The following is a 25,054-nucleotide window of genomic DNA, read 5'->3' on the forward strand; positions in this document are numbered from 1 at the left end:
GGCTTAAATCGGTATAACTATACCGAATAAACCCAAAATCCTGCTTTGCCAACTAAAGACAAACGTTTCCAACAACAATGTCTGCATGTTTACCGCTTGCAAAGGTCGGTTGTCTTATAGCCCCTATTGCCGTGGGTGCCCTGCCTTGGCAAGTTTCTCGTCCAGCCATTTGACAGCATGTGTAACATCGGCCTCGTAGTGAATTACAGGCGGCTTCATGCCGTGGACAAACAGATCCCGGCGAATATCGTGTTTCGTGCCACTAAAGACAATCAGGCCGCCACGGCTGCGAACTTTGTGAACCAAGCTTGCCAGCGTATTGGCCGCCGTAGAATCAAGAAAAGGTACCGACGAGAAATCAACAACCAGCGCACGGCGCGTATCGCCGATGCGATCCAACACCGATCCGAAGGCCGCTGTCGCACCAAAGAAAAATACGCCGGAAATTCTAAAGACAACAATATCGGGGTCAGCGCCCGAAACGTTGTCCTCGGACATCAACACAACCTGATTATCTGCCCGGTCTTCGGCAACAAACGGTGTCGCACTTTCGATATCTGCCATGCGCGACATACGACGGATGAACAAAACCGATCCCAAGGCAAAACCGACAACGATGGCCTCAAGAAGATCACGAAATACGGTTAACAGCAGCGTTGTTAAAAGTACCGCCGCATCCCCACGAGAAGATCTCAGCAAGGTAATGATGGCGTGCTTCTCGATCATGTTCCAGGCAACGGTGGCCAAAACGCCGGCAAGACAAGCAAGGGGAATAAACGCAGCCAAAGGAGCCGCAATCAGAATGAACAGTAACAGGAAGATGCCGTGAAGAATTCCTGCGGTCGGTCCGTGTGCCTTCGAACGAACATTGGTTGCCGTACGTGCGATTGTGCCGGTAACACAAATTCCACCAAACAGGCCCGATGCAACGTTTGCAACGCCCTGAGCTACAAGCTCGCAATTTGACCGGTGCCTGCGTCCGGTCATGCCATCTGCCACCACGGCCGACAACAGCGATTCAATTGCCCCCAAAAGTGCAAAGGCAATGGCATTCGGCAAAACAGCCTGTGCTTTCGCGAAATCTACATCCGGCAAGGATGGCATCGGCAAACTGCCTGGAATACCGCCATAAACGCTGCCGATTGTTGAGACAGGAAGATCGAACACGGCCGTGACCAATGCTGCGCAAACAACTGCAATCAGCATTCCCGGCCAATGTGGACGGACATATTTGAGCCCGAAAATCACAAGAATAGTGGAACCGGACAGCATGACGGTCGGAAGATCCACACCCGGCAATGCAGCCCAGATAACCGGCAGTTTTTCCAGAAACGGTCCCGGTTCCGGGCCAGAAAGATTCAGCCCCAGCAGATCCTTGATCTGACTTGCAAAAATGATGAATGCAATGCCAGCCGTAAAGCCAACCGTCACCGGATAGGGAATAAACTTGATATACGTGCCAAGCCGGAAGAAACCGATCAAGAGCAGAAAAACACCTGCCATGATCGTTGCCAGCAACAGGCCATCCATGCCGTGCGCCTGAACGGTCGCTGCGACCAGAACAATAAAGGCGCCTGCTGGACCACCAATCTGAAACCTGCTCCCCCCCAAAAGCGAGACCAGTATTCCGCCAATAATCGCAGTGTAAATGCCTTGCGCCGGTGTCGCACCGGACGCAATTGCAATCGCCATCGACAACGGCAAGGCCACGATTGCAACTGTCAGCCCGGCAATCGCATCGGCGCGCAGTTGGGCAAGACCGTAACCTTCTCGCAGAACAGTGATCAGTTTCGGTGTAAACAGTTCAATAAAGTCCGGTTTGGGATACCGACTTTTCTCTGGGTTTTCAGTCTTCATTTCGCTCGGCACCCTTGTTGGGTGATTACACACATCAGGTTTCCCGGCATGGCCGGTGCAACAGAGGCTCTTCCGAATAAGCCGTCACTATATCCGGCAACCTGCATGGATCGGCATTCTGTGAGCACACACTAACCGTCGCTTGATTTTCGGGTTTCAGTTTCCTTCAGCCGAACACCCCGACCGGTTCCCATACTCTGAACCTGTTCGCCGATGAGTTCGATACCAGCGCGGTCAAGCGCCTCAACTACTTTTGAAAGGGTATCTACGACTCCTCGTACATTCCCCTGGCTAGCTTCCATGCGCTGAATGGTCGGAACCGAAACATCTGACATTTCTGACAGCGTCTTCTGGTCAATTCCCAAAAGGGCACGCGCGGCCCGCATCTGTGCAGCTGTAATCATCAACTCACCCTTTCAACAGGCAGATTATGAACCATGCATCAAGTCCTGTGTATAACAAAGCAATCTAAAAACTTCAATTTTGATATCTGAAATATCAAAATTGGCACTAATGACATCAACAAGATGGCAACAGAATCCCAGCTGCCCCCACTTGTGACGGAAACTGAAATCGTCAAAGACCCTGACCAAATGGTCAGCGGCTTTTCTTTGCGCTTTTGAGCCAAAAGCGCTAAGAGGTGCGCAAATATTCGATCCGGAGAAGGTACAGCTGCCATGACCACTGAAAAACCGACCGCGCATTGCACTTACGCTGCCAAAACAGTTGCCAAGATTCTGCTTGATATCGGGGCTGTGAATTTTCGCCCGGAAGAGGCCTATATCCTGACATCAGGCTGGGCCAGCCCGGTTTATATTGATTGCCGCAAACTGATTTCCTTCCCGCGTGCGCGTCGCAAGGTCATTGAACTCGCTGCCCGTCAGGTATCCGATGCGGCTGGCTATGAGGCCTTTGACGCGGTTGCCGGCGGCGAAACGGCTGGTATTCCCTATTCCGCGTGGCTTGCCGATGCCCTTGACCTGCCGATGCAGTATGTCCGCAAAAAGCCCAAGGGCTTTGGCCGCAAGGCCCGGATTGAAGGTGACATCCATGAAGGTCAGCGCGTGCTTCTGGTCGAAGACCTTGCCACCGACGGCGCTTCCAAAGTCAACTTCGTCAATGCCATTCGCGAAGCCGGTGCAGAGTGCAAACACGCCTTTGTCGTCTTCTTCTATGACATCTTCGAAGGTGCGCTTGACGAACTGCGCAAGGACGACATCGAAATGCATTACCTTGCGACGTGGGCCGATGTCCTCGCCGTTGCCGAGGAAGGCCAGTATTTCAGCAAGGATGCCATCGAAGGTGTGCGTTCCTTCCTGAACGACCCGATCGGCTGGTCGAAGTCCAACGGCGGCAAGCACGACTGACCTGAAGCTCCGATCGTCGGAAATACAAACAAACGCCCGCGCGAAGAATTCGGCGGGCGTTTGTGTTGCTCAGTCCCTTAAACAATCCTGTTGATTGGCTGATTACACCAATTTCATTGCAGGCGTGTCGTTGGCTAGCGTGATTTCATTTGGGGGGATCATTCTTATACGCTTTGCCAGATACCCTTCTTTGGACGCGATGAATTCGTGCATTTCCCGATGATATGTCGCGGGCACTGCATTCCTGACAGTATGGTGCGCTGCAAGACCACTTGCCCAGCCTCGCAACCCCGGAAAACCGGCAAAAAGATCCCTGTTCAACCCGATCGAAATCAGGGCAAAAGGCCGGAAGACAGTGGCAAAAACGATATCGAGCATAGACAGATCTTTATCTTCGAAAATGATCGATGGCGTTATCAGATCGGACACAATCGACATTTGCATGTGGATTGCGTGGATGGTTGCATCCATAGCTTGCTCGGACAAATCGCGATAAATCAGATCTGCAGTGAGTGCCAAAATCTTGTCCGCGATGGCAATCACGCCCTGCTCCAACGCACGATAATAGGTATCCGCGGGATACAGGCTTTTCCAACACATCGCATCAAGGTACTGGCAGATGGCGGCGGCCTCAAAAAGCATTCGCTCATCGTCAATAACCAGAACGGGGACACTCCCCGTCGGGCTGAGCTCAAGAAACCAGTCCGGTTTGGCATCAAGGGCAATGTCAGTGCGTTTATGCGCGACCCGGCTCTGCGCCAGCACCATCGCAACCCGCTGGACATAGGGGCAAAGTCGATGTCCGATCAAATGATACGACGTCATTTCTTCAACCCATGAAATGGACATTGAGTTTGTTGCCATCCGGATCACGGAAATAAGCCGCGTAGAAGCCATTTTCGTGGCGCTGTCCTGGTTCACCCTCATTTGCGGCACCAAGGGATATTGCCTTCTTATAAAGCTTATCAACTTTATCGCGTGAGCTTGCCGCAAGTGCGATCATGGTACCATTGCCGATTGTGGCCTTATTACCGTCAAACGGAATATGGATCGAAAATGCCGGAGAATTTTCACCAGCGCTCCAAACGATAAAGTCCGGCCCTTCAAAGACACGCTGTGCATTAAACTCGGCAAGAAATGCGTCATAGAACGCAGCCGAACGTACCAGATCGTTGGTACCAAGCGACGTATAACCAATCATGTTTTCTTTCCTGTACTGGGATATTGAGTACCTTTGTTAGTTCACCGTAGGAAATTTCAATTTTGCAATGAATAGGCAATTTTGTAGTATAAAATTGCAAATTTGAAATTGGAGGATTGATTGGACTGGAACTACATCAAGTCGTTTCTTGCCATCGCCGAAACAGGGTCGCTTGAACAGGCAGCTCAGAACATTCGGGTCAGTTCAACCACAGTATTCCGCCACATCCACGCGCTTGAAGAACAGGCGGGGGTACGGCTGTTTGACCGGATACGCGGCCAGTACAGCCTGACAGATGCCGGGACAGAAATGCTTGTCCCTGCCCGTCAGATCATGAACAGCTTCGATATCATCAACACCACAATTTCCGGCTCAGACGGGGTGCCTTCGGGGCTGGTACGCATCACGGCGCCGACCAGTTTCTCGTACTTCCTTTTACCAGACCATATCGCACGCTTTCAGGAACGTTGGCCCGACATCCAGATAGAGCTTCTTGCCAGCAATCAGGAGTTCAACATGACACAGCGATATGCGGATGTTGCCGTCCGGGTTGCAGCGAACCCGCCCGAACATCTTGTTGGCAAGGAAATCCGAACACTTGAATGGGGTATTTATGGTGCTGCCGATAAATACGTACCCACAAAGCTCGATGATTTGCTTGGCGAACCCTTTATCGGTGCGTCAGGCACACTGGCCAGCTATTCACCCTACAAATGGCTCGATGCAAAAAGCAGAAAACACCATAAGCAAACAACAGATGACCTGATCGCTATGGCCTATCTGGCACGCGCAGGATGCGGATTGGCCTGTTTGCCATCAGATATCGCCATTCCCGGCTTGCAACTTCTTGCCCCCTTGCCGGAGATAACGGCAAATAAACTCTGGGTTTTGACCCATCCTGATTTGCGAAATATATCGCGCATTCGCGAAACAATGCGGTGGATCAGTAAATCCCTCAAGCACGAGCCCCGGCTGCTGCTGCCCGAGACCTCTGCAACATGAAGGAACGATGTGTCTCCTGCCTGGGTCCGCTTCACCTGCAATGATCTACCTGGACTGGACAGGTTCCGTAACGAAGTTCAATATGTTCACGAACAAAAGCAAAGCCATAGCAGCGACTATGAGTTATTTCGGGACAACAAACTGATGTGGCCACGGCGCGCCCGCCACCGGTCGGAGGAGCTACGCATGTTGATGCGCAAGACTGCCAAATGTCTGCCCGCACTTACACTGGGAATGGGAATGAGCCTTGCCCTGTCTGGCTGCATGGCCCCGGTCGAGAAACCGGTCACGGTTTCCAACAGTTCCGATACCATCGTAACGCCTTGGGGTGCACCGTCGCAGAATGCGCGTCCGGCAAGCTCGGCGAAGATGGCAAACCCTGCGCCGGAAAATGACAATCTGGTCATGATGGAAGACCCCAATCGCAGGGTGCTTGATGACATTCGCCAAAAGCAGATCGACGAAGCCCGGATCGCACTTGGCATCCTTGATCGAATGGCGCAGCGCTGCGTTCAGGCTGGCGATGCGGCCGCCTGTGCAACGCTTCAAACAAATTGGAGCAGCCTGTCACAACAACTGCACAAAACCCTGTCGATGATGTCGAATGATGCGATGCAGATGCCATCAGACATTCCGACCGATGATCCGGCAATGCCCGCCATGGATGAAACTGCGCCGATGACACCGGCAACCGCGCCGACCATGCAGGAACCGTCAGGCGGAGATGCACCTACCATGGAGAAAACCATTCCGATGACCCAACCGGGCGCGGATGGATGACAGTTAGCGCGAAAATACAACTTGGAATAATTTAATTTGAGATAGAGCAAAGAAACCATCCCGCGCCGAGGGTATGGTGCCCCTGACGTTAAGCCCCGAAGCAGTTTGACAGATTTCGGGTTTGCGCCACGCCCCCTACCGAATGGAGATCGGATTATGTATCGGGATATTCTTGTCCATATCGACACCTCAGCTGCCTGCAAGGAACGCCTTTCTGTTGCGTTGAAAGTTGCCAAGGCGCAGGACGCGCACCTTACCGGTCTTTTCCTGCTGCCCTATCCTGAAATTCCACGCTTCATGGAAGTCCAGATCACCGAGGAAATCATCAACCAGCAGCGCGCTGCGATGGCCGAAACCGCCAAGACCGCCCGCACGGATTTCGAAGCAACCTGCAAGGAAGCGGGTGTTGCTTTCAGCTGGCAGGAAACCTCCTGCCCGGCATCTGAAATTGCTGATACCACGGCCATGTATGCCCGCCATCATGATCTGACGGTTCTCGGTCAGCACAATCCCGAAAGTTCCGATCCGTGCTCTGTCTCGGAAATGCCTGACAAGGCCATTCTGACCTCTGGCGCGCCGGTTCTGATCGTGCCGTATGTCGGCAAATTCGACAGCATTGGCGAACGGGTGATGGTGGCCTGGAAACCTTATCGCGAAGCGGTCCGTGCGATGAATGACAGCATGCCGTTCCTCGAAGCTGCAAAATCCGCACTGGTTCTGTGCGCCGACCCGAACAAGGGTGCACGTGACACCATGCCGGTTCCCGGTATTGATATCGGTGAGCGCCTGAAGTGCCACGGCGTGAATGCGAAAAAGGAAACCCTGAATGCATCTGGCATAAGCGTGGGCGACCTGCTTCTGTCACGTGCGGCTGACGAAAGCATCGATCTGATCGTCTGCGGCGCCTATGGCCGTCCGCGCCTGCGCGAACTGATGCTTGGCGGTGTGACCCAGCACCTTCTGCGCCACATGACCGTCCCGGTCCTGATGTCGCACTAAGAACCCGAATTTCACGCTCTAGAAAACCGGCCGGAATTTCCGGCCGGTTTTTTGTTGGCGGCGAATGGACTTCCCGCAAAACCCGCATCAAGTCGACAAAGAAGCGACGCAAATACAATCGCCCAATTCGGATCCATGGCGGGCCGAAAACTGTCAAAACCACTCCACCCAAACGAAAAGCGTTGTCTTCCGACAACGCAACATAACCATAGGTTGATAATTCAATTGACCAAAACGATACATTAGAAAATACTATTCCCATCGCACTTAAGCAGGATGGGGGCCTGCACGGCGCATCCCCTTTTTCCTTCAGGAGGGGACAATGAACAACTTCAACGGGCCAACTGGCGATAACTTAGATATCCCATCGCACAAGAAGCGCAAAAATCGAGTACACAAGTTTATAGCTGCAGCTTTTATCTCTGCCTCACTGGCGGGCTGCGCTACGCCGTCTGATGAATTGTCCAAAGTTGCACGAGATTGGTCGATGACCATCCGGGCAAGTCAGATCATCCCCGTCTACCCCCTTACCGAAGATGTACAACCGGGCGACATTTTCCTTGTTCCAGTCCCGATCAGTGAACAGGCTGCCGCCTACGAGGAGGACGGATTTCTTCCGATTGATCAGCATGTTGAACGTCTTAGCAACCTGAACTACAGCGATTTTTATCAGGATGGCTTCTGGAAAGGTGTCTATGCCAACGTTCCTCACGAGAAGCCGACAGAAAGTGGCGATGTTGTCTTGGCACCACGCGCAGCGTTCCCAAGCTACAGCTTCGATATTGAACGCCAAGGCGGACTTAAGCTCGCACTACCGATCCAGGGTATTCCAGTCGGCATGGGTTTCCTGAACGCTGATAGTGCTTCGGCAACCGTCACCATAGATGATGCTTTCACCTATGGTGTCTCGAGTGCTGAAATCTACCGCCGCCTGATTGGCTGGCATGCAACCGATCCCGCCATCAAGGAAACGCTCCGGATGATGGTAAGCGCAAGCCAAACAGAAGATGGGCAGCCAAGTGAACTCTATTTCAGGGTAGTGACGCGTGTTTATCAAACACGCAAACTAGATGTCACAATCATGAATAACGGATCTACCGCCGCAGGACTTGATGTCGGCATCAGCAAGCTGTTGAAGCCAGAAACACTCGAAACTTTCACCACAGATCAGCTCAACGGAAAGCTCGACAGCTATAAAGCCGTTCTCGACTCCCTTAGCGAACCGTTAAATGTCAATTCAACTGGTGTTGGTGGATCAGCCACCTTCACGCAAGTCACCGCACGAACCGTATCGCTCAAGCAGGAATTTGCTGTTCCACTGACCATTGGTTTTGTCGGATTTGACGTCAAGGTCGAGAGCGACGGATCGCTCAGCACCCCTATTCCAAGCTTCTCGGTGATCAACGGAAATGTCAGCAGCCAGAACTTCGCCGAAGGTCGCAAAATCAGTAATACGACCGAAGCAGACGACTACCTCAAATGGCTAAGTAAGCCGGGCAACAGGGCAAAGGCGCTTGAATTCACAGAGGCACTTCCGTTCCCGGTCGATCCGACAGACCTTCTGTTCCCGGAATATGACCTGATCCTCAAGGAGTTTCTCGCAGCCAATCCCGGGATCACTCAATGATCCACGGAATTGATGGTTCGTGTCTGACCAAAAGCCCTTCAGAGCAAGGAAAAAACTATGCCGGATGAAGTTATTACGGACCTACCCCGCGAACAGGTAACGAATGTCATTCTGGTTTATCTGGACCGCCCGGATGTCAAGGAAGTGAAGTGCAAGAAAACAACCAACGGCAGTTACACTGTCACTATCGTGTTTAATTGAGACATCTGGAGAACCGGGTTTCTCTTTATCCCGATACCGGGGAAACTTTTGCATGAGTATTTGAAGCAGGCTTATCTCTGCCCCCCACTCGCCGCGTAAGAAATCGGGTGGGGGTATCATATATTGAGAACCAAAATAATGGTCTCAGTTCCCGCGACTTTGGCAGTTTTCACGGTACCCTTCGTGAATTTTATTCTGTAATCGGCCTCAATACATATTGAAAAACATATGTAATTTCTGTCATGATTGATTTTTCCGATGGATGAGAACGATTTAATTGTGGCGTAAAAGCTGTTCGAATCCTTGCCAAATGGAACCATTAAGGCCAAATTGGATCTTATCGCAAAACGGAGCTTGCTCCGAAAAGAGATCGACAAAAGAGAGATGGATCGCCTTCTCTGATCTGATGGTTCCAAAGAAGACTGGAATCGCTTTAATTTTTGACAAGGGTCAATGCCATATCGTCCACCATGGTCGATAAGGGAACCATAAAGACCCGGTCAAACCGGAGGATATGTTCAGGATCAGCTCGCTGATCTGGACGAGACCAGAGCTTTGTGATGCCACCACCCACGGCAAGGGGCGTGACACTGCAAAGAGACAGGCGAAAGAAACAAGTATGAATTACAACACCTTCTTCAAAGATGCGTTGGCTGGCCTCAAGGCTGAGGGCCGGTATCGTGTATTCGCCAATCTCGAACGTATTGTCGGAAAATTCCCCAAGGCGCTCTATCATCCCGATAACGGCGAAGCCCCGCGTGAAATCACCGTGTGGTGCTCGAACGATTATCTCGGCATGGGCCAGCATCCCAAAGTGCTTGAGGCAATGCAAAGTGCCATTACCGGTCAGGGTGGCGGTGCCGGTGGCACACGTAACATTTCGGGTTCCAACCATTTGCATGTCGCGCTTGAGCGTGAGCTCGCCGACCTGCATGGCAAGGAAGCCGCCCTTCTGATGACCTCGGGCTATGTCGCAAACTGGACGACGCTGTCGACGCTGGGGTCCAAACTCCCCGATAACCACAATTCCATGATCGAAGGCATGCGCCATTCCAAGGCAGAGCGCCGCATCTGGAAACATAACGACGTCGCCCATCTTGAAGAAATCCTCAAAGACCTTGGCCCACAGCGCGCCAAGATTGTGGCGTTCGAGTCTGTCTATTCAATGGATGGCGATATCGCCCCGATTGGCAAGATTCTTGATCTCTGCGAAAAATACAACGCCATCTCCTATCTTGATGAGGTCCATGCGGTTGGCATGTATGGCCCGCGCGGCGGCGGCGTTGCCGAACGCGATGGCGTCATGGATCGCGTTGACATCATCCAAGGCACCCTTGCCAAGGCATTCGGTGTCATCGGCGGCTATATCGCTGGCAAGCCGGAAATCGTTGACTTCGTGCGCAGCTTTGGCAATGGCTTTATCTTTACCAGTTCCCATCCGCCAAGCATTGCGGCTGGCGCACTGGCCTCTGTGCGCCACCTGAAGGAAAGCAATGTCGAACGCATCGCCCAGAAGGAACGCGCTGATACCCTGCGTGCGCGCATGCGTGCGGCCGACCTACCGGTTATGGATGCACCAAGCCATATCGTCCCGCTGATGGTTGGTGATCCTGCCATGTGCAAGGAAGCCAGCGACCGCCTGCTTTTCGAACACGACATCTATGTCCAGCCGATCAACTACCCCACCGTACCGCGCGGCACCGAACGCCTGCGCTTCACGCCCGGGCCGCTGCACAATGACGAACTGACCGATCATCTGATCGACTCGCTGCTCTCTGTCTGGGGCCAGCTGGGGATTTCCAAGGTCGCATAAGGCCATAGGCGTCACGTAATATAAAGGCCGGTGGCATTACTGCCCCGGCCTTTTTCCTGATCTGCGCGATAAGACTGCCCGTATCTGAATGCTGTGATGTTGCGACGTTTGCTTTCGCCGGGCTGCGTTCTATATTCAGGCTGTCTATCCGGTTTCACGCCGGAATAGATAACAATTTGCAATTAAGAACCGTTCGCGTTAACGTCGGACCTGCCATCAAACAGGGACCGCTCATGTATTCGGATAAAACCTTGCTTCCCAAAGAATGTCTCCGCCTTTGTGCACTTGGCACACTTGCCCTCTCTGACAAGCCGATCAGCTACAGCGATCTGGCCAATGCGGTGCGTCATTTCATGTCGCACATCATGGGGCCGTCTCTGGACATGATGGGAAGCTCGCTTCAGCTCCTCAAACTCGAAGGACTGGTCAAGGAAGACACCAAAGATGGTGGTTTTTCCGATGCCCAATTAAGCCTGACCGATGCCGGGCATAGAAAGTTTGTTGAACTGATGCAGGGAAACCTGCGTGATACATCCGGCGAGCTTTCGCGCCTGATCATGGCGCTCAAGATGCGTTTCTTGCATTTGCTTGAGGACGACATCCGCACCGAACAAATCGAGATTCTGCAAGACGTCTGCGAGCTTGATCTCGAACGCGTGTTGGCCCTGCGTGACGAGCACGCAAACGAGGCCGAAAACTTCACCAGCTGGCTTGAAATGGAAGTCAAACGTCTCGAGCAAAAACGCGACTGGCTTAAAACCCTTTTGGCCTAAGGCATTTTCCCGCTATAGTCGTGACCGAAGGCCAGCAGGAAGCAGGTCCAACGTCACAGGCAGGGACGGAAAATGTTAATCCGTGAAGAAACCGAAAACGATATTACGGCGATTCACGCTTTGCTGGATGGTGCCTTCGCAACCGCACCCCACAGTCAGCAGACCGAACATTTGATCGTCGATGCGCTCCGAAAAAGTGGTCAACTCTCCCTCTCCCTGATCGCGGAAAAGGACGATGAGATTGTTGGCTGCATTGCGTTTTCACCGGTAAAAATCGATGGCAAACCCTGTGGTTGGTTTGGCTTGGGCCCCGTTGCGGTCAAACCGGATCGTCAAGGCTTGGGCATTGGGTCCGAACTGATCCAAAGCGGCATCCGACATTTGCGCGCCGAAGATGCCCGTGGCTGCGTCGTTCTGGGTGAACCCGATTATTACAGCCGGTTTGGCTTTGCCCCCCTGCCCGATCTGAAACTTGAAGGCGTGCCCGATGAATATTTCATGGCACGCCCATTGGTTGATGAAGTCCCGGCCGGCATGGTCGAATACGATCCGGCCTTTTACGTCAAACCGCTGTGAGGCAGAATAATATGCTCTCTTTAAATCAGTGGATTGGTGATATAATCGAGTTCTGGAACTTATTTTACACTGAACAGAATATTATTCTTTGCATCGAATTAACTGCAACCACTTTTATTTCTTTAATTATAATTTACACGTGCTACCACTTGGCTCAACGCTGTTGGAAACTTAATAAAACTCAGTGGTTTGCTCCAGTGGGTGTCAAGAGTTGGCATAGCGTTGATTTAATTATGAAGGGTGACCCTCTAGAATTAGATCAAAGGCCATTTTGGACCAAAGCCAGAGTAATTCAAACAATACGCTTATTGCCAAAAACTGTAATTTTAGCGCTATTGATCGTGCTCATATTATTTTTTCTAGCTTACTTATTAACCGACTTTCCAAACTCAACAGAAAAACTCTCCGACGCAGCAAATCTGTTGCCAGAAGGCAAGGATACCGCTTTATTTTACGTGGTTGGTGGCGTTGGCAGCGTTCTTGCTTTTCTCCTTCAGTTTCGGGCGAACTTACGCTCTAGGAATCGGCAAGAATGGCTTGAACGGGTCAGGGAATCTTTATCCGAAACGATCAACAACATTCCCACAGATGAAGATCGAGACAAAAATTTTAGAGTTTTTTGTAGATCATCAGAAGATAGAATCGTAACAGGAGCCTCTGCTGTCAAAGGACAAGCACACAGGATTAAGTTGGAGCTTCTAATCAACCCTTCAGAAGAAGACCACAGAGCGCTAAGCACGCTGATACGAATCGCTTACGGAATTTCTGATCCAAACGAGCTTTGGAATTGGTGGAATCCCAAAGGCAACAACCAAGCTGATGAGGGTTTCGCGCACGTGTTAGACGTTGATAAGCACGTTTACAAGAATGTAGATGCTTTCCGGACGCTTGTTACTCGTCGCACAGATCAAAAGTACTTGATTACATTAGCAATCCGACTTTCGAACGCCATCCTAAAACGAGAATGGGAGCGTGTAAAAACCGGCGTTTAATACAAATGCTGCCCGCCGGTCACAAAGATTTCCGTGCCGGTGACGTAACTACTGTCTTCTCCCACGAGATAATGTACCGCAGCCGCCACGTCCTCGGGCGTTCCCATGCGGTTCATCGGAATACGCGGTACAAGCGCCTCGTATTCCGGGGAAATCATGTCTGTTTTGATCTCCCCCGGGGCCACCGCATTGACCCGAACCCCAAGTTCCGCAAACTCGACAGCCATTTCACGCGTCAGGCCGGAAAGTGCCGCCTTTGAGGTCGAATAGGCCGATCCGGCAAATGGATGGACATAGTGCCCTGCGATCGAGGTGATGTTGCAAATCGCCCCCTTGCCCTGATGAAGTACAGATGCAAACCCGCGCGACAACGTCAGCGGCGTAAAGAAGTTCAGTTCAAACACGTCGCGCCACGCGGCAATATCACCATTCAAGCAGCCAAGCCGTTCCTTGTATGGAGTCTTGGGTGACACCCCGGCATTATTGACCAGGGCATGCAGCGGATCACCGTCCAGCACCTCGTTGGCCTCGGCGATAAAGGCTTCGACCTCGGCTGGTTTGGACAGATCGGCGCGGATGTGGATGCCCAATGCGGGATCGCGCGGGCAGCTTGGTGGCGGGGCTTCGCGTGAACAGCAAATCACCCGCCAGCCGCGTTTGGCAAAATATCCAACCGTGACATGGCCGATGCCACGACTGGCACCTGTCAGAACGACTGTTTTCGGGGCATTGCTGCTCATTGGATCTACTCACTTCACGAGATATGCGCGCAAACAGGATTTTGCTGACTTTCTTATAGCATCCAAGGCAGCCCCACCGAAGGAAAAGCCTTGTACTGCAAGAATTTTCTGCAACCACCATCGCGATATAGGTTCCCCCACAGGGATTTGGCAAGGGCCTGAAAACAGGCTATGTTTTTGGCCTCAGAAACATAGGCCAGACCATGTGCAGCCGCTTTGATCTTAACAGCGACATCCGCGCCTTTCAGGTTCAGCTCGGACTGGAAATGGAAGATATCATTCGCATGCCTCTGCCCGATGGGTTTGATCGCAGCGGGTCGGATAATGACGCCGAAGACGCTGCTTTTGACAGCCTGACCGGAACGCGTCGACCAACAGACCCGATTGCCGTCATCCTGCCGCATCACAAGGCTGCCATTCGCTATTGGGGACTGGGCATTCCGGGCATGAACAGCCCGATGATCAACGCACGCGCTGAAACCCTGACTGAAAAGCCGACCTTCCGCCCACTTTTGAACCGCCGTTGCCTGATACCTGCCAGTGGTTGGTACGAATGGCGCAAGGATGGCAAGGCAAAGCATAAAAACCGCATTACCCTTCCCGATCATCAGCCATTTCTGTTTGCCGGTCTGGAAAACGGGCGTGAAGCCACCATCATCACCTGTGCGCCATCGGGCTCAATCGCACATATTCACAATCGGATGCCGGCTGTAATCGGCCCGAAACATCTGGCGGCCTGGCTTGATCCACGTATGGCTTTTGAAGATTTGGGATACATGCTGGGCCCGCTGCCCGACCATGTTCTTTCCTGGCAGGAAGACCCCACAGACGCGCCCGAAACGAAACAGGATACAGATCAGATTGATCTGTTCTCCAAATAGGTCGTCATAGACCACAATGCGGAGACACAATACCGCCCAGCGCCACAGGTGCAGCGCTAGCCGATCTAATTCAGAATGAAGCTGTTAGTCGCTTTCTATGTCGTTCGCGGCACATGGTGCTGCAGTGCATGCACGCAAACCGCCAAGACCGTTTTGACCGGCGATCAACGCGCCAAGATCAGGCAGACCAACATTCGGATTGTTGAGTTCCTGTGCCAGGTCTTCGGACATGGAAGCGAAATCAATGATATCGCGCAGAGACAACATCGGTTTTCCCCTGTCAGACGTTTATTTCCCTTGGTGCGAAACGCCTCGTTTGCCGGGGTTTCGTCTTTGTCATATTCCAGTAACCCTCTCGCGATTTGTTCGCGGATGCAACAAAAAAAGGCGCACAAAAGTACGCCTTTTCAGCAATATACCATCAGATAGGTAATATAATTTCGTGATTTCAGGCGCTTAGGCGGCGCCTTGCCTTAGTGCATTATCCAAAGCGGCAATGCACATTTTGACAGCATATCCTGCGTGACCCCACCAAGGATCATTTCCTTGAAACGCGAATGGCTATACGCACCGAGAACGATGGTATCAGCACCGCACTTTTCCGCTTCGGAAATCAAGGTATTAGCAACCTGTCCCGTTTCGCCACTTTCAACAACCTTGGCATCGACTCCATGCCAGCTGAATTGTTCGGCCAATGCTTTTGCACATGCCCGGCCATAAGGAACCTCGCCAACACTGACGATGGTGACTTGCTTGGCATTTCTCAGCATCGGCATGGCAGACGTTACCGCCCGCGCAGCTTCAATCCCGCCATTCCAGGCAATCATTACATTTTCACCGATTGTCGCCGGGGTACGTTCCGGGGCGACAAGGATCGGGCGCCCGGTTTCCATCAATGCTGCGTCAAAGGTCAGCGACGCTGAAGCTTCCTTGGGATCTCGGCCAATCACGACCAGATCAAACAGACGCCCACGACGGGCAACGGTTTCATCTTCGCGGCCACTATCTTTGCGCCAGGTGCAGGTTGGCTTGGCGTCTGCTGTCGGTGTGTTGGTTTCAGCAATCCCTGAATTTTTTACCGCCGCCTGAAACGTGACTTTGCCGCTGGCTTCGCGCTTTTCGGTTTCGGTGGCTGCCGCCTGAATCATTTCTTCGATGATCAGACCCGACATCCCCTCGCCGACGATCGGAATAGCGTCCTGCGGTTCGGCAGCAACGAACAGCGCTTCAAGATGAGCATCAAACGTTTTGGCCAGTTTGAAGGCCGCTGCCATCACACGTTCATCAATCGCCGTGCCTGCCACCGGTGCCAAAATTGTGCGAATTGCCATTTTAATTACTCCCGCCTGTCCGCCAGGTCATTGAACCTGCTCGAAATCTGGACTGATGATTACCATATACACAAGCAGATTGAATTCTTTTGCGTCGACATTCTTTGTTCAAGATCAAAAATTTGCGAAAGTTATTATTATTCTTATATCTTGCTGATGATGGTTCAGTTTTCTCGCTCAACCGCGAATAAAATGATTGTAACATGAATAGCAGCGATTACGATGTCGCTCTGGAGTTCGGGACGATTATTCTCTTGGGTAGGGTACCGGGCGTACAAGACACAACGATGGCTTGACGCGCGGAGATAAGAACGGGGTTACTCGCGGATGGACTATAACGCACTACACGAAAATGCGCGTGAGGCAGCGGAATTTCTCAAGACGCTCGGCAATGAATGGCGCCTGCTTATTCTGTGCTCCCTTGGGGAAACTGAAAAGTCGGTTGGCACCCTGGAAAATGAACTGGGAATCAAACAGTCAGCGTTATCGCAACATCTTGCTCGGTTGCGTCGTGAAGGACTTGTAAAAACCCGCCGTGATGCGCAAACGATATACTACTCTCTGGCCAATCCGGACATCATGAAGATCATTGCTGTTTTGCAAGATACCTTCTGTCCGCCGGAACCTGTTGCCTGAAAGTATTGAAACCATTCCCATGAAAAAGCGCACGTGGCCTTTATCCCACGTGCGCTTTTTATTTGCCCAAAAGACCTACCCTTACGGAAACAGTTTCCAGGTATCCCAACCGTTATCGGCGTCATCGCGGGTGAACAGTTTGCGGTCATGCAGACGAAATTTTCCTTCTGCCCAGAATTCGATGCGATCGGGAACCAGCCGGAAACCGCCCCAATGTTCCGGGCGCGGCACTTTGCCAAGACCGAACTTTGCCGTGAATTCGGCAACCCGTTTTTCCAGGTCAAACCGGCCGCTCATCGGGCGGGACTGAATGGATGCCCAAGCCCCCAACTGACTGCCGCGCGGGCGTGACGCGAAATACTCGTCGGACTCACTTGCATCGACTTTGGCAACCTTGCCTTCGATGCGGACGCATTTTTCAAGTGTCTTCCAGTGAAAGCACAATGCAGCAAAGCCATTCTCGCCCAACTGGTCGCCCTTGCGGCTTTCATAGTTGGTGTAGAATACAAATCCGCGCGTATCGAAATCCTTGAGCAACACAATACGTGCTGATGGTCGACCTTGCGCGTCAGCAGTCGCAAGTGTCATCGCATCAGGATAGGCCGATTCCGCCTTTTTGGCATCTGCAAACCAGGTTTCGAACATCTCGAACGGGGCATCGTGGGGTTCATGCCCAATTTTTGGCGTATTTTGTTCGTTCATTATAAAAGGAATTCCCTTGGCTGATTGGATTTGTTGCCGTCAGGACGACTTATTTCGGAACTACAGTGGCAGCAACAGCGTTGGATCAATATATATACCCAAAGAATATCGGTTGGGACTGTAAAGACAAGATGGGCAAATCAAATATGAAATTCCGTCAGATCATTATTCCGGTCGTCATGACCGCCTTTATCGCCGGCTGTGCCCAGGACCAGGGGCAGAAACAAACCGCCGGTACGCTTCTTGGTGCCGTTGGTGGTGCCGTCGCAGGCGCGCAGTTCGGCAAGGGCAGCGGACAGCTTGTCGGCGTTGCACTTGGTACGCTTGCCGGCGCCTTCATCGGCAGCGAAGTCGGCAAGTCGCTTGACAATGCAGACCGCGCCATCATGGCAAAAAGCACCCAGCGCACGCTTGAAGCAACGCCGACCGGTCAGACCACCACCTGGCAGAACCCCGATAGTGGCGTACAGGGCACAGTGACCCCGACCCGCACCTATCAGGAACCCAAGACCCAGGAATATTGCCGTGAATACCAGCAGACGGTGATGATCGGTGGTCAGGAAGAAACCGCTTATGGCACCGCGTGTCGCAAACCGGACGGCAGCTGGGAAGTCGTGAACTAAACCCTGCCAAAAATCTGAAATAACAGGCGGTGCGGTCCTTGCGATCTGCGCCGCCTTTTCATATCTGCTGTTCGGTTCGGGTGATAAGCCCGCCCAATATCGTTGTTTCGGATCATATGCGGCAAAAAGGTTCATCTTTTGTCGCGCATGATCTAATAATGAACGCAACGTTCACTCTACCTAACGTGCTTATAGTTTTTGGAACCGGTCAGTAAATGCAGGATCCCTACAAGACACTTGGCGTTGCCAAAACAGCCACGCAGGACGAAATCAAAAAGGCCTATCGCAAACTTGCGCGTGAACTTCATCCCGATGTCAATCCGGGTGATGCCAAAATCGAAGAACGCTTCAAAAAGGTATCAAGCGCCTATCACCTGTTGGGCGATGCAGAACGCCGCAAAAAATTCGACAATGGTGAAATCGACGCCGATGGCCGCGAAACCAGTCCTTTTGCCCGTGGTGGCGGACATGCGCATGCCGGCGGCGGTGACCCGTTTGGCTTTTCCGGTGCAAATGCCGAGGACATCTTTGACGAGATTTTCGGCAAGGGACGAGCGCGTGGCGGCGGCGGTTTTGGTGGCTTTGGCGGGGAACGCAAACCCAGAAAGGTCAAAGGCCCGAACATCTCCTACGAGCTGAGCCTTGATTTCGCCGAGGCGATCCTGGGCACGACCAAACGCATCAATCTCGCCAGCGGCAAAAGCCTTGAAGTCCGCATTCCTCCCGGAAGCGAAAATGAACAGACGCTCCGCCTGAAAGGCCAGGGCATGGCCGGGATGAATGGCGGCGAGGCTGGCGATGCGCTGATCAAGCTGCATGTCCATCCTGACAAAACCTTCCGCCGCGAAGGCAATGACATTCATTGTGATCTGTCCATCAGCCTGTCCGAGGCCATTCTGGGTGGCTCCATCGAAGTGCCGATTGTCGATGGCAAGGTGAATATGAAGCTGCCCGCCAACGCCAACAGCGGTACCAAGCTGCGTCTGCGTGGCAAGGGGGCACCTTATGATCGCGGAAACAAGCGCGGTGACCAATATGTCCACCTGACGGTCAAGCTGCCCGAAGAACGCGATGATGAACTGATTGAATTCATCAAGGACTGGTCAGAAAAACATCCCTACAAGACACGCTGACCGATCAATTAAAAGCCGGCATATGCCGGCTTTTTTCTTGCCGTAATGCCAACATCCCTCTTACCGGAACTCAGGCCCTGTGTTGAATGGTGCCTGTTAATCGCATTCCGTGTTACCATATTGTTTTAACGGGCTTTGTCGCCAAGAGCGAAACCGATCATAAGGCAGAATATGGAACAGCTGAGCAATCCGGACATCTATTTGCAATGGCTTGAACAGGCAATCGCCTGGTTATCTGCAAATGTCCTGCTGGTCCCGATTCTGATCCAGATTGCTGCCTGTCTGCTTGCCACTATCCCGGCCTTTTTGCTGCGCGGTCGTCTGGCGTCCCTTGTTGCACGATTGCAGGACTGGAAACCGCTTTTACCCTATGCCGGTTTTCGCCGCTTTGCGACGGTTCTGCCCAGTCTTGCCTTTCCGCTTATTCTGGTCATCACGATTTGGCTGATTGATGCCGTTGCCGTTCAGGCGGGGTATCGCCACAACGTTGTTCGTCTTGTCGCAAGCCTTCTGAATGCCTGGATTGTCATTCGCCTAGCCGCGGCCATCGTCAATGACCCTGTCTGGTCACGAACCATTGCCGCCGTTGCATGGACCTGGGCGGCGCTCAACATCGTTGGCTGGCTGGAACCCGGCATCGAAATTCTTGACGGGCTGGCGGTCAATATCGGTGAATTCCGCATTTCGGTCTATGGCATCATCAAGGCCATTTTGTCGCTTGCGGTTTTGCTGTGGGTCGCGTCCTTTGCCTCGCGCCTGTTTGAACAACGCATCCGCAAGGTCCATCACCTGACCCCGTCGGTGCAGGTGCTGATGGCAAAGCTTCTCAAGCTTGTGCTGCTGTCGATTGCGGTTCTGTTTGCGCTGTCGACCATGGGCGTCGACCTGACCGCACTTGCCGTGTTTGGTGGTGCGGTTGGTGTCGGGATCGGTTTTGGTCTGCAACGCATTTTCGCCAACCTGATCAGCGGTGTGATCCTGTTATTGGACCGGTCAATCAAGCCCGGCGACGTCATCGCCATTGGCGAAACCTTTGGCTGGATTCAATCGTTGGGCGCACGCTACACCGCAGTTCGGACCCGCGACGGAACAGAGTTTCTGATCCCCAATGAAGACCTGATCACAAATCAGGTCGAAAACTGGAGCCACTCGGACGTCAAGCTGCGCCTGAAAGTACCGGTCGGCATTTCATATAATTGCGACCCGCATCTTGCGATCAAGCTTTGTAACGAGGCCGCCGCAAAATGCCCGCGCGTGCAGGACAACCCCGGTCCCAATACCCTGATGCGCGGTTTTGGTGACAACTCGGTTGATCTGGAAATCCGCTTCTGGATCAATGACCCGCAAAACGGACGCGGCAACATCATCAGCGAAGTATTGCTCAATGTCTGGGACGCTTTCATCGAACACAATATCGAAATCCCGTTCCCGCAGCGCGATCTGCATTTGCGCAGTGGCGATGCCCCGATCCGCGTCGAAATGACGCAAGGCCCCTCCTCCAAACAGTCCTGACCCTGCCAAACCAAACCCTATGAGTTAGGCCGGTTTCACCGTCTTCAGCTTGTTGTCAGGTTGCGACGCCAGAATGCGTTATTCACGTATCAAAAGGCGTCCACTGAATGCTGCAGCTTAATTACAACGAAAACGGCAATCCCTCGGCCAGACTTCGTTTGCAGAAGAACGGGTTTCTGTCGCGCGTTCCCATGCATGCCTGCGCAATTTCAATCCTGACCGGATCGGCCCACGAACGATCCGAAGTCGAGGATTTCATTTCCGGCATTTATGCCCACACCTATGAAGCCGACATTTCGGTGCATTACGACACACTGATGAGTGTGCGCGATGACCACGGCGACATCGTTGCGGCCCTCGGGTTCCGTTCTGCCGGGCATGGTCCGCTGTTTCTTGAACAGTATCTCCGTCGTCCAATCAATTCCGTTCTGGGCATTCCACGTCATCAGATCGCTGAAATCGGCAATCTGGCATCGAATGGATCAGGCGCATCATCGTTCCTGTTCACCGCCCTTTCGGCCTATCTGTATCATAGCGGTTTCAAACAGGCCGTCGTGACCGGCACGGACACGCTTGAAAAGCGTCTGCGCAAAATGGGCCTCGAACCGGTACGCCATGCGTTGGCCGACCCGGCCCTGCTTGAATGCGGCAACACCCATTGGGGCTGTTATTACGACACCTGCCCGCATGTTCTTTCGGGCTCTGTCACCTTGGGATATCTGCGCCTGCAATCGCTTTTCGGCGCAGAATACAGCCACATGCGCCCGCGCCTTTACCCCCAATTCCAACATAATGGCGAGGTTTGATCATGCTGTTTTCACGCATTGCCGAACATCCAACCGACAAGGTCGCCCTGCGCGCCGAAGCCGACCAGGTCAGCTATGGCAACCTGATCGCACGCATTGAGACACATGCCAAAGACCTTGCGGATGTCGACGTGCTCGGCATTGCCCTTGATAACGAAATCGACTGGGTGATTTGGGATCTGGCGGCGATGAAGTCAGAAACCGTATGCGTTCCGATCCCGCCGTTTTTTACCAAGGCACAGATTGATCACGCCACGGCGACGGCGGGCATCACCCACATGATCACGCCAAATGGCATGGTTCAAACCGGCCTTGCCAAATCCGCAACCATTCCGGCACGAACGGCAAAAATCACCTTCACATCCGGCACCACCGGCACGCCCAAGGGCGTATGCCTGCCAGCGTCAGCCATGATGAATGTTGCAAGCTCGATCTATCAGATCCTGGGCGATGGTTTTGCCGGCACGCATTTTTCTGTCCTGCCACTGGCCGTCCTGCTTGAAAACGTCGCTGGTGTCTATGCTGGCTTGCTGGCCGGATGCACGGTTCATTTGACCGGATTGCAAAGCTTTGGCGCCCAGTACGAAAACCTGCATGGATTGTTAAAAGGCGCCGACGCGACCTCGGCCATTCTGGTGCCGGAACTCCTGCGTGTGCTGATGATGCAGGTCATGCAATTTGGTCCGCTGAGCAACCTTGAATTCATCGCCGTTGGCGGTTCAAGGATTGACCCGACCCTGATTGCCAAGGCCCGCCACATCGGACTGCCGGTTTACGAAGGATACGGCCTGTCGGAATGTGCATCGGTGCTGTCGATGAACGTTCCGGGCAAGGATAAACCGGGCACGACCGGTGCGTTGCTGCCGCATGTGAAGGCCGAAATCTGCGACGATGAAATCATCATTCGCGATCCCGGTTTTCTGGGTTATGTCGGCGATCCGTCGTCAAACGGGGATGCAACCTCATCCCCCATCGAACGCTTTGCAACCGGTGATCTTGGCCAGATTTCCGAAGATGGCTTTGTCACCGTGACCGGGCGGCGCAAAAACGTTCTGATCACCTCGCTCGGGCGCAATATCTCCCCCGAATGGCCAGAGTCCGCCTTGCTTGCCCAGCCTGACATCTATCAGGCCATCGTTTTTGGCGACGGCAAACCGCATCTCGAAGCCCTGATCGTGCCAAGCCGGGCCGATGCCGGTATCAATGCCGCCGTCGCGGCTGCAAATGCCAGCCTGCCTGAATATGCCCAAATCAAACACTTCACCCTTGCTGCCCCCTTCACCGCGCAGAATGGCTGCCTGACCGGAAATGGTCGGCCCAAGCGCGATGTGATCCTCAGCCAGTATTCCTCCTTATCCAATCCATCGGAGCCTGCCATGAATTTCTATGATCGTTTGGTTGCCCAGACCGCTGACGCCCGCAACGCGCTTTATCACGTTCCGCAACTCGTTGACGGACTGTCGGGCAATATTTCGAGATCGACCTACGTCGCCTACCTGACGGAGGCCTATCACCACGTCAAACATACCGTTCCCTTCCTGATGGCAATGGGATCGCGCCTGCCCGATGACAAACGCTGGCTGCACAAGGCGGTGATTGAATATCTTGAAGAAGAAGAAGGCCACGAAGAGTGGATCCTTGATGATATCGAGGCCGCTGGTGGCGATCGCGAAGCGGCCCGCAACGCAACACCAAACCTCGAAACCCAGGTGATGGTCGCCTATAACTACGACTATATCGCGCGTAAAAACCCGGTCGGTTTCCTTGGCATGGTCTTCATGCTTGAAAGCACCTCGACCCAGATCGCAAGTCAGGGTGCAGACGCCGTCATGACCGGTCTTGATTTGCCGAAATCGGCCTTCAGCTATCTGTTCTCGCACGGATCGCTGGATATCGAGCACATGAAATTCTTCGAGAAAACCGTCAACCAGATCACTGACCCGGACGATCAGGCCGCGATCATCGAAGTCGCCAATAACACCTTCCGCCTGTTTGCCAACCTGTTCGCAGCGATCCCGCATGAAGGACAACGGAAAAATGTTGCTTGAGGAAAAAGACATCTTTCTCACCGGGGCAACCGGTGGGATCGGCAAACCGCTTGTTGCGATCCTCAAAGAACGCGGTGCCAATGTCCGGTCCTATGACCGGGCATCGCAAGGCGATCTGATGGAACGGATCGATACGACCTGCAAGGCGCTTCGTGAAGACACACCTGACATCCTGATCAACCTCGCCGGGATCAATGATTTCGGATATGCCGAAGATCAGGATTACGACGCGCTGCTAACCCTGAACCTGCTGGTGCCGATGCGTCTTTGTCAGGCGGTTCTGCCCGCCATGCGACGCCGCAACCACGGCCAGATCGTCAATATCGGCTCGATGGTCGGCTTGATACCGCTGCCGCACATGACGGGCTACGCCGCTGCCAAATCCGGCCTCAAAGGCTATAGCGACGCGCTTCGCCGGGAACTGTGCGGCACGTCGATTGCGGTCAGCCATATTGCACCCCGTGCTGTCAGCACCAGCATGAACAGCGGTAAACTTGGCATGCTTAATCGCATGACCAAGGCCAGCGAAGATACCCCGCGCGATGTTGCACTTCGCATTGCCAACGCGATTGAACGCAACGCCAGCGATTTTCGCATTGGCTGGCCAGAACGTCTGTTTGCCTCGCTCAATGCACTTGTCCCCTCGATGATCGACAAAGGACTGCGCAAGAACACCCGGATCGGCGAAGAAATACTCCAGACCGGCACGATACCAACCCGGCCGGAACTGATCACAAAAGCCGACCGGCAAGACGCACAGAGGAACATCGCATGAAAATCAAACCACAGATTACCTCATTCGCCATTGCGACCGGTCTTCTTCTGGGTCTGTCGGCAGCGACATATGCCCAAAGCGCAACCCCTGCCGCAATGGACGGTGTCCGACATTTGCAACGCGAATGGGCGCATATCAAATACGACATCACAGACGAAGATGCGCAACTCGATGCCATTCACAAGCTTGAGGCCGACGGCGAAAAGCTGCGCGCACAGTTCCCCGACAGCCCGGAAGTACAAATCTGGCAAGGCATCATTCTTTCGACCGATGCCGGAATTGTCCGTGGTATTTCAGCACTTGGCAAAGTGCGCGATGCCCGTGAACTTTTTGAAAACGTGATCGAAACAGCCCCGACCGCGATGGATGGCTCTGCCTATACCTCGCTCGGATCGCTGTATTATCAGGTCCCGCCCTGGCCACTGGCTTTTGGCAGTGACACCAAGGCCGAGGAAAACCTCAAAAAGGCACTGGCGCTTAATCCAAACGGCATTGACCCGAACTTCTTTTATGGCGATTTCCTGCGCCAACAGGAACGTTATGACGAAGCCCGGATCTATTTCGAAAAGGCACTCAATGCGCCTGATCGACCAGATCGCCCGCTTGCCGATGCCGGACGCCGCGCTGAAATAGCCCGTGCCCTCAACGAGATGGCAAGCAACTAACCCTCTGCCCGCCA

The 25,054-nt window shown here is 53.1% G+C and carries 27 protein-coding genes; 19 read left to right on the forward strand and 8 right to left on the reverse strand.

Going from position 1 to position 25,054, the window contains the following annotated elements:
• Positions 1 to 123: 123 nt before the first annotated feature.
• Both HED22_RS10045 and HED22_RS10050 read right to left on the reverse strand, forming a co-directional pair.
• Positions 124 to 1,857, reverse strand: coding sequence for a SulP family inorganic anion transporter (locus HED22_RS10045; protein WP_167721735.1), 1,734 nt, complete (start codon positions 1,855 to 1,857; stop codon positions 124 to 126).
• A gap of 131 nt (positions 1,858 to 1,988) precedes the next feature.
• Positions 1,989 to 2,261: a helix-turn-helix domain-containing protein gene (locus tag HED22_RS10050; RefSeq protein WP_167721737.1), complete on the reverse strand. Its 273-nt coding sequence runs from the start codon at positions 2,259 to 2,261 to the stop codon at positions 1,989 to 1,991.
• A gap of 273 nt (positions 2,262 to 2,534) precedes the next feature.
• Here HED22_RS10050 and HED22_RS10055 point away from each other — a divergent pair, with 273 nt between their 5' ends.
• Complete coding sequence (locus HED22_RS10055) at positions 2,535 to 3,224, forward strand: orotate phosphoribosyltransferase (protein WP_167721739.1); 690 nt, start codon at positions 2,535 to 2,537, stop codon at positions 3,222 to 3,224.
• 102 nt (positions 3,225 to 3,326) lie between these two features.
• On the opposite strand, the gene HED22_RS10060 is transcribed toward HED22_RS10055, so the two are convergent.
• Together HED22_RS10060 and HED22_RS10065 are read right to left on the reverse strand one after the other, a co-directional pair.
• Positions 3,327 to 4,145 carry a glutathione S-transferase family protein gene (locus HED22_RS10060; RefSeq protein WP_167721741.1) on the reverse strand — a complete coding sequence of 273 codons (819 nt, stop codon included), beginning with the start codon at positions 4,143 to 4,145 and terminating at the stop codon, positions 3,327 to 3,329.
• A complete protein-coding gene (locus HED22_RS10065; protein WP_167721743.1) occupies positions 4,054 to 4,425 on the reverse strand; it encodes a VOC family protein in 372 nt (123 codons plus the stop codon). The genes HED22_RS10060 and HED22_RS10065 overlap by 92 nt, the downstream gene beginning before the upstream one ends.
• A 120-nt stretch (positions 4,426 to 4,545) precedes the next feature.
• Between HED22_RS10065 and HED22_RS10070 the strand changes: the two genes are divergently transcribed.
• From HED22_RS10070 to HED22_RS10110, 9 genes are all read left to right on the forward strand, one after another.
• On the forward strand, positions 4,546 to 5,427 hold the full coding sequence (locus tag HED22_RS10070) for a LysR family transcriptional regulator (protein WP_167721745.1): 882 nt from the start codon (positions 4,546 to 4,548) through the stop codon (positions 5,425 to 5,427).
• A gap of 192 nt (positions 5,428 to 5,619) precedes the next feature.
• The gene (locus HED22_RS10075) at positions 5,620 to 6,207 is read left to right on the forward strand and encodes a hypothetical protein (RefSeq protein ID WP_167721747.1); all 588 of its coding nucleotides are present in this window, start codon (positions 5,620 to 5,622) and stop codon (positions 6,205 to 6,207) included.
• Between the two features lie 156 nt (positions 6,208 to 6,363).
• Positions 6,364 to 7,206, forward strand: a complete 843-nt coding sequence (locus HED22_RS10080) for a universal stress protein (protein WP_008891315.1) — start codon at positions 6,364 to 6,366, stop codon at positions 7,204 to 7,206.
• 322 nt (positions 7,207 to 7,528) lie between these two features.
• Positions 7,529 to 8,833 (forward strand): hypothetical protein, encoded by a 1,305-nt coding sequence (locus HED22_RS10085; protein WP_167721749.1) that lies wholly within the window; start codon positions 7,529 to 7,531, stop codon positions 8,831 to 8,833.
• Positions 8,834 to 8,890: 57 nt separating this feature from the next.
• A complete protein-coding gene (locus HED22_RS10090) occupies positions 8,891 to 9,034 on the forward strand; it encodes a hypothetical protein (protein WP_167721751.1) in 144 nt (47 codons plus the stop codon).
• Between the two features lie 619 nt (positions 9,035 to 9,653).
• Positions 9,654 to 10,847: a 5-aminolevulinate synthase gene (gene hemA, locus HED22_RS10095; protein WP_167721753.1), complete on the forward strand. Its 1,194-nt coding sequence runs from the start codon at positions 9,654 to 9,656 to the stop codon at positions 10,845 to 10,847.
• 233 nt (positions 10,848 to 11,080) lie between these two features.
• Entirely contained in the window at positions 11,081 to 11,620 is a 540-nt protein-coding gene (locus tag HED22_RS10100) for a hypothetical protein (RefSeq protein ID WP_167721755.1), read from the forward strand.
• Between the two features lie 72 nt (positions 11,621 to 11,692).
• Positions 11,693 to 12,196: a GNAT family N-acetyltransferase gene (locus HED22_RS10105; protein ID WP_167721757.1), complete on the forward strand. Its 504-nt coding sequence runs from the start codon at positions 11,693 to 11,695 to the stop codon at positions 12,194 to 12,196.
• A gap of 11 nt (positions 12,197 to 12,207) precedes the next feature.
• Positions 12,208 to 13,188 carry a hypothetical protein gene (locus HED22_RS10110; RefSeq protein WP_167721759.1) on the forward strand — a complete coding sequence of 327 codons (981 nt, stop codon included), beginning with the start codon at positions 12,208 to 12,210 and terminating at the stop codon, positions 13,186 to 13,188.
• Here the strand turns inward: HED22_RS10110 and HED22_RS10115 are convergent.
• Positions 13,185 to 13,928, reverse strand: coding sequence for an SDR family NAD(P)-dependent oxidoreductase (locus tag HED22_RS10115; protein WP_167721761.1), 744 nt, complete (start codon positions 13,926 to 13,928; stop codon positions 13,185 to 13,187). The genes HED22_RS10110 and HED22_RS10115 overlap by 4 nt on opposite strands.
• A 203-nt stretch (positions 13,929 to 14,131) precedes the next feature.
• Between HED22_RS10115 and HED22_RS10120 the strand changes: the two genes are divergently transcribed.
• Positions 14,132 to 14,809, forward strand: a complete 678-nt coding sequence (locus HED22_RS10120) for an SOS response-associated peptidase (protein ID WP_167721763.1) — start codon at positions 14,132 to 14,134, stop codon at positions 14,807 to 14,809.
• Between the two features lie 84 nt (positions 14,810 to 14,893).
• On the opposite strand, the gene HED22_RS10125 is transcribed toward HED22_RS10120, so the two are convergent.
• Both HED22_RS10125 and HED22_RS10130 read right to left on the reverse strand, forming a co-directional pair.
• Entirely contained in the window at positions 14,894 to 15,076 is a 183-nt protein-coding gene (locus tag HED22_RS10125) for a hypothetical protein (RefSeq protein ID WP_167721765.1), read from the reverse strand.
• Between the two features lie 206 nt (positions 15,077 to 15,282).
• Positions 15,283 to 16,140: a universal stress protein gene (locus tag HED22_RS10130; RefSeq protein ID WP_167721767.1), complete on the reverse strand. Its 858-nt coding sequence runs from the start codon at positions 16,138 to 16,140 to the stop codon at positions 15,283 to 15,285.
• A 327-nt stretch (positions 16,141 to 16,467) separates the two neighbouring features.
• Here HED22_RS10130 and HED22_RS10135 point away from each other — a divergent pair, with 327 nt between their 5' ends.
• Entirely contained in the window at positions 16,468 to 16,776 is a 309-nt protein-coding gene (locus HED22_RS10135; protein ID WP_167721769.1) for a helix-turn-helix transcriptional regulator, read from the forward strand.
• Positions 16,777 to 16,857: 81 nt separating this feature from the next.
• Here HED22_RS10135 and pdxH read toward each other — a convergent pair whose 3' ends face one another.
• Complete coding sequence (gene pdxH / locus HED22_RS10140) at positions 16,858 to 17,478, reverse strand: pyridoxamine 5'-phosphate oxidase (RefSeq protein WP_167721771.1); 621 nt, start codon at positions 17,476 to 17,478, stop codon at positions 16,858 to 16,860.
• A 131-nt stretch (positions 17,479 to 17,609) separates the two neighbouring features.
• Between pdxH and HED22_RS10145 the strand changes: the two genes are divergently transcribed.
• From HED22_RS10145 to HED22_RS10175, 7 genes are all read left to right on the forward strand, one after another.
• Positions 17,610 to 18,101, forward strand: coding sequence for an RT0821/Lpp0805 family surface protein (locus tag HED22_RS10145; protein ID WP_254869929.1), 492 nt, complete (start codon positions 17,610 to 17,612; stop codon positions 18,099 to 18,101).
• Between the two features lie 215 nt (positions 18,102 to 18,316).
• Entirely contained in the window at positions 18,317 to 19,234 is a 918-nt protein-coding gene (locus HED22_RS10150) for a DnaJ C-terminal domain-containing protein (RefSeq protein WP_167721773.1), read from the forward strand.
• Positions 19,235 to 19,405: 171 nt separating this feature from the next.
• A complete protein-coding gene (locus HED22_RS10155; RefSeq protein ID WP_167721775.1) occupies positions 19,406 to 20,746 on the forward strand; it encodes a mechanosensitive ion channel family protein in 1,341 nt (446 codons plus the stop codon).
• 107 nt (positions 20,747 to 20,853) lie between these two features.
• Positions 20,854 to 21,552, forward strand: a complete 699-nt coding sequence (locus HED22_RS10160) for a thermostable hemolysin (protein ID WP_167721777.1) — start codon at positions 20,854 to 20,856, stop codon at positions 21,550 to 21,552.
• 2 nt (positions 21,553 to 21,554) lie between these two features.
• The gene (locus tag HED22_RS10165; protein WP_167721779.1) at positions 21,555 to 23,600 is read left to right on the forward strand and encodes an AMP-binding protein; all 2,046 of its coding nucleotides are present in this window, start codon (positions 21,555 to 21,557) and stop codon (positions 23,598 to 23,600) included.
• Positions 23,572 to 24,375: an SDR family NAD(P)-dependent oxidoreductase gene (locus tag HED22_RS10170; RefSeq protein WP_254869930.1), complete on the forward strand. Its 804-nt coding sequence runs from the start codon at positions 23,572 to 23,574 to the stop codon at positions 24,373 to 24,375. The genes HED22_RS10165 and HED22_RS10170 overlap by 29 nt, the downstream gene beginning before the upstream one ends.
• Positions 24,372 to 25,040, forward strand: coding sequence for a tetratricopeptide repeat protein (locus HED22_RS10175; RefSeq protein ID WP_167721781.1), 669 nt, complete (start codon positions 24,372 to 24,374; stop codon positions 25,038 to 25,040). The genes HED22_RS10170 and HED22_RS10175 overlap by 4 nt, the downstream gene beginning before the upstream one ends.
• The last annotated feature ends 14 nt before the right edge of the window (positions 25,041 to 25,054 follow it).

Source organism: Thalassospira sp. HF15 (genome assembly GCF_011806525.1).
In the GTDB taxonomy this organism is placed as follows: Bacteria; Pseudomonadota; Alphaproteobacteria; order Rhodospirillales; family Thalassospiraceae; genus Thalassospira.

Coding starts and splice junctions, on each gene's coding strand:
- HED22_RS10045 (WP_167721735.1), bottom strand. CDS start 1,857: ATGAAGACTGAAAACCCAGAGAAAAGTCGGTATCCCAAACCGGACTTT.
- HED22_RS10050 (WP_167721737.1), bottom strand. CDS start 2,261: ATGATTACAGCTGCACAGATGCGGGCCGCGCGTGCCCTTTTGGGAATT.
- HED22_RS10055 (WP_167721739.1), top strand. CDS start 2,535: ATGACCACTGAAAAACCGACCGCGCATTGCACTTACGCTGCCAAAACA.
- HED22_RS10065 (WP_167721743.1), bottom strand. CDS start 4,425: ATGATTGGTTATACGTCGCTTGGTACCAACGATCTGGTACGTTCGGCT.
- HED22_RS10075 (WP_167721747.1), top strand. CDS start 5,620: ATGCGCAAGACTGCCAAATGTCTGCCCGCACTTACACTGGGAATGGGA.
- HED22_RS10080 (WP_008891315.1), top strand. CDS start 6,364: ATGTATCGGGATATTCTTGTCCATATCGACACCTCAGCTGCCTGCAAG.
- HED22_RS10085 (WP_167721749.1), top strand. CDS start 7,529: ATGAACAACTTCAACGGGCCAACTGGCGATAACTTAGATATCCCATCG.
- HED22_RS10090 (WP_167721751.1), top strand. CDS start 8,891: ATGCCGGATGAAGTTATTACGGACCTACCCCGCGAACAGGTAACGAAT.
- hemA (WP_167721753.1), top strand. CDS start 9,654: ATGAATTACAACACCTTCTTCAAAGATGCGTTGGCTGGCCTCAAGGCT.
- HED22_RS10100 (WP_167721755.1), top strand. CDS start 11,081: ATGTATTCGGATAAAACCTTGCTTCCCAAAGAATGTCTCCGCCTTTGT.
- HED22_RS10105 (WP_167721757.1), top strand. CDS start 11,693: ATGTTAATCCGTGAAGAAACCGAAAACGATATTACGGCGATTCACGCT.
- HED22_RS10110 (WP_167721759.1), top strand. CDS start 12,208: ATGCTCTCTTTAAATCAGTGGATTGGTGATATAATCGAGTTCTGGAAC.
- HED22_RS10115 (WP_167721761.1), bottom strand. CDS start 13,928: ATGAGCAGCAATGCCCCGAAAACAGTCGTTCTGACAGGTGCCAGTCGT.
- HED22_RS10120 (WP_167721763.1), top strand. CDS start 14,132: ATGTGCAGCCGCTTTGATCTTAACAGCGACATCCGCGCCTTTCAGGTT.
- HED22_RS10125 (WP_167721765.1), bottom strand. CDS start 15,076: ATGTTGTCTCTGCGCGATATCATTGATTTCGCTTCCATGTCCGAAGAC.
- HED22_RS10130 (WP_167721767.1), bottom strand. CDS start 16,140: ATGGCAATTCGCACAATTTTGGCACCGGTGGCAGGCACGGCGATTGAT.
- HED22_RS10135 (WP_167721769.1), top strand. CDS start 16,468: ATGGACTATAACGCACTACACGAAAATGCGCGTGAGGCAGCGGAATTT.
- pdxH (WP_167721771.1), bottom strand. CDS start 17,478: ATGAACGAACAAAATACGCCAAAAATTGGGCATGAACCCCACGATGCC.
- HED22_RS10145 (WP_254869929.1), top strand. CDS start 17,610: ATGGGCAAATCAAATATGAAATTCCGTCAGATCATTATTCCGGTCGTC.
- HED22_RS10150 (WP_167721773.1), top strand. CDS start 18,317: ATGCAGGATCCCTACAAGACACTTGGCGTTGCCAAAACAGCCACGCAG.
- HED22_RS10155 (WP_167721775.1), top strand. CDS start 19,406: ATGGAACAGCTGAGCAATCCGGACATCTATTTGCAATGGCTTGAACAG.
- HED22_RS10160 (WP_167721777.1), top strand. CDS start 20,854: ATGCTGCAGCTTAATTACAACGAAAACGGCAATCCCTCGGCCAGACTT.
- HED22_RS10165 (WP_167721779.1), top strand. CDS start 21,555: ATGCTGTTTTCACGCATTGCCGAACATCCAACCGACAAGGTCGCCCTG.
- HED22_RS10170 (WP_254869930.1), top strand. CDS start 23,572: ATGAAGGACAACGGAAAAATGTTGCTTGAGGAAAAAGACATCTTTCTC.
- HED22_RS10175 (WP_167721781.1), top strand. CDS start 24,372: ATGAAAATCAAACCACAGATTACCTCATTCGCCATTGCGACCGGTCTT.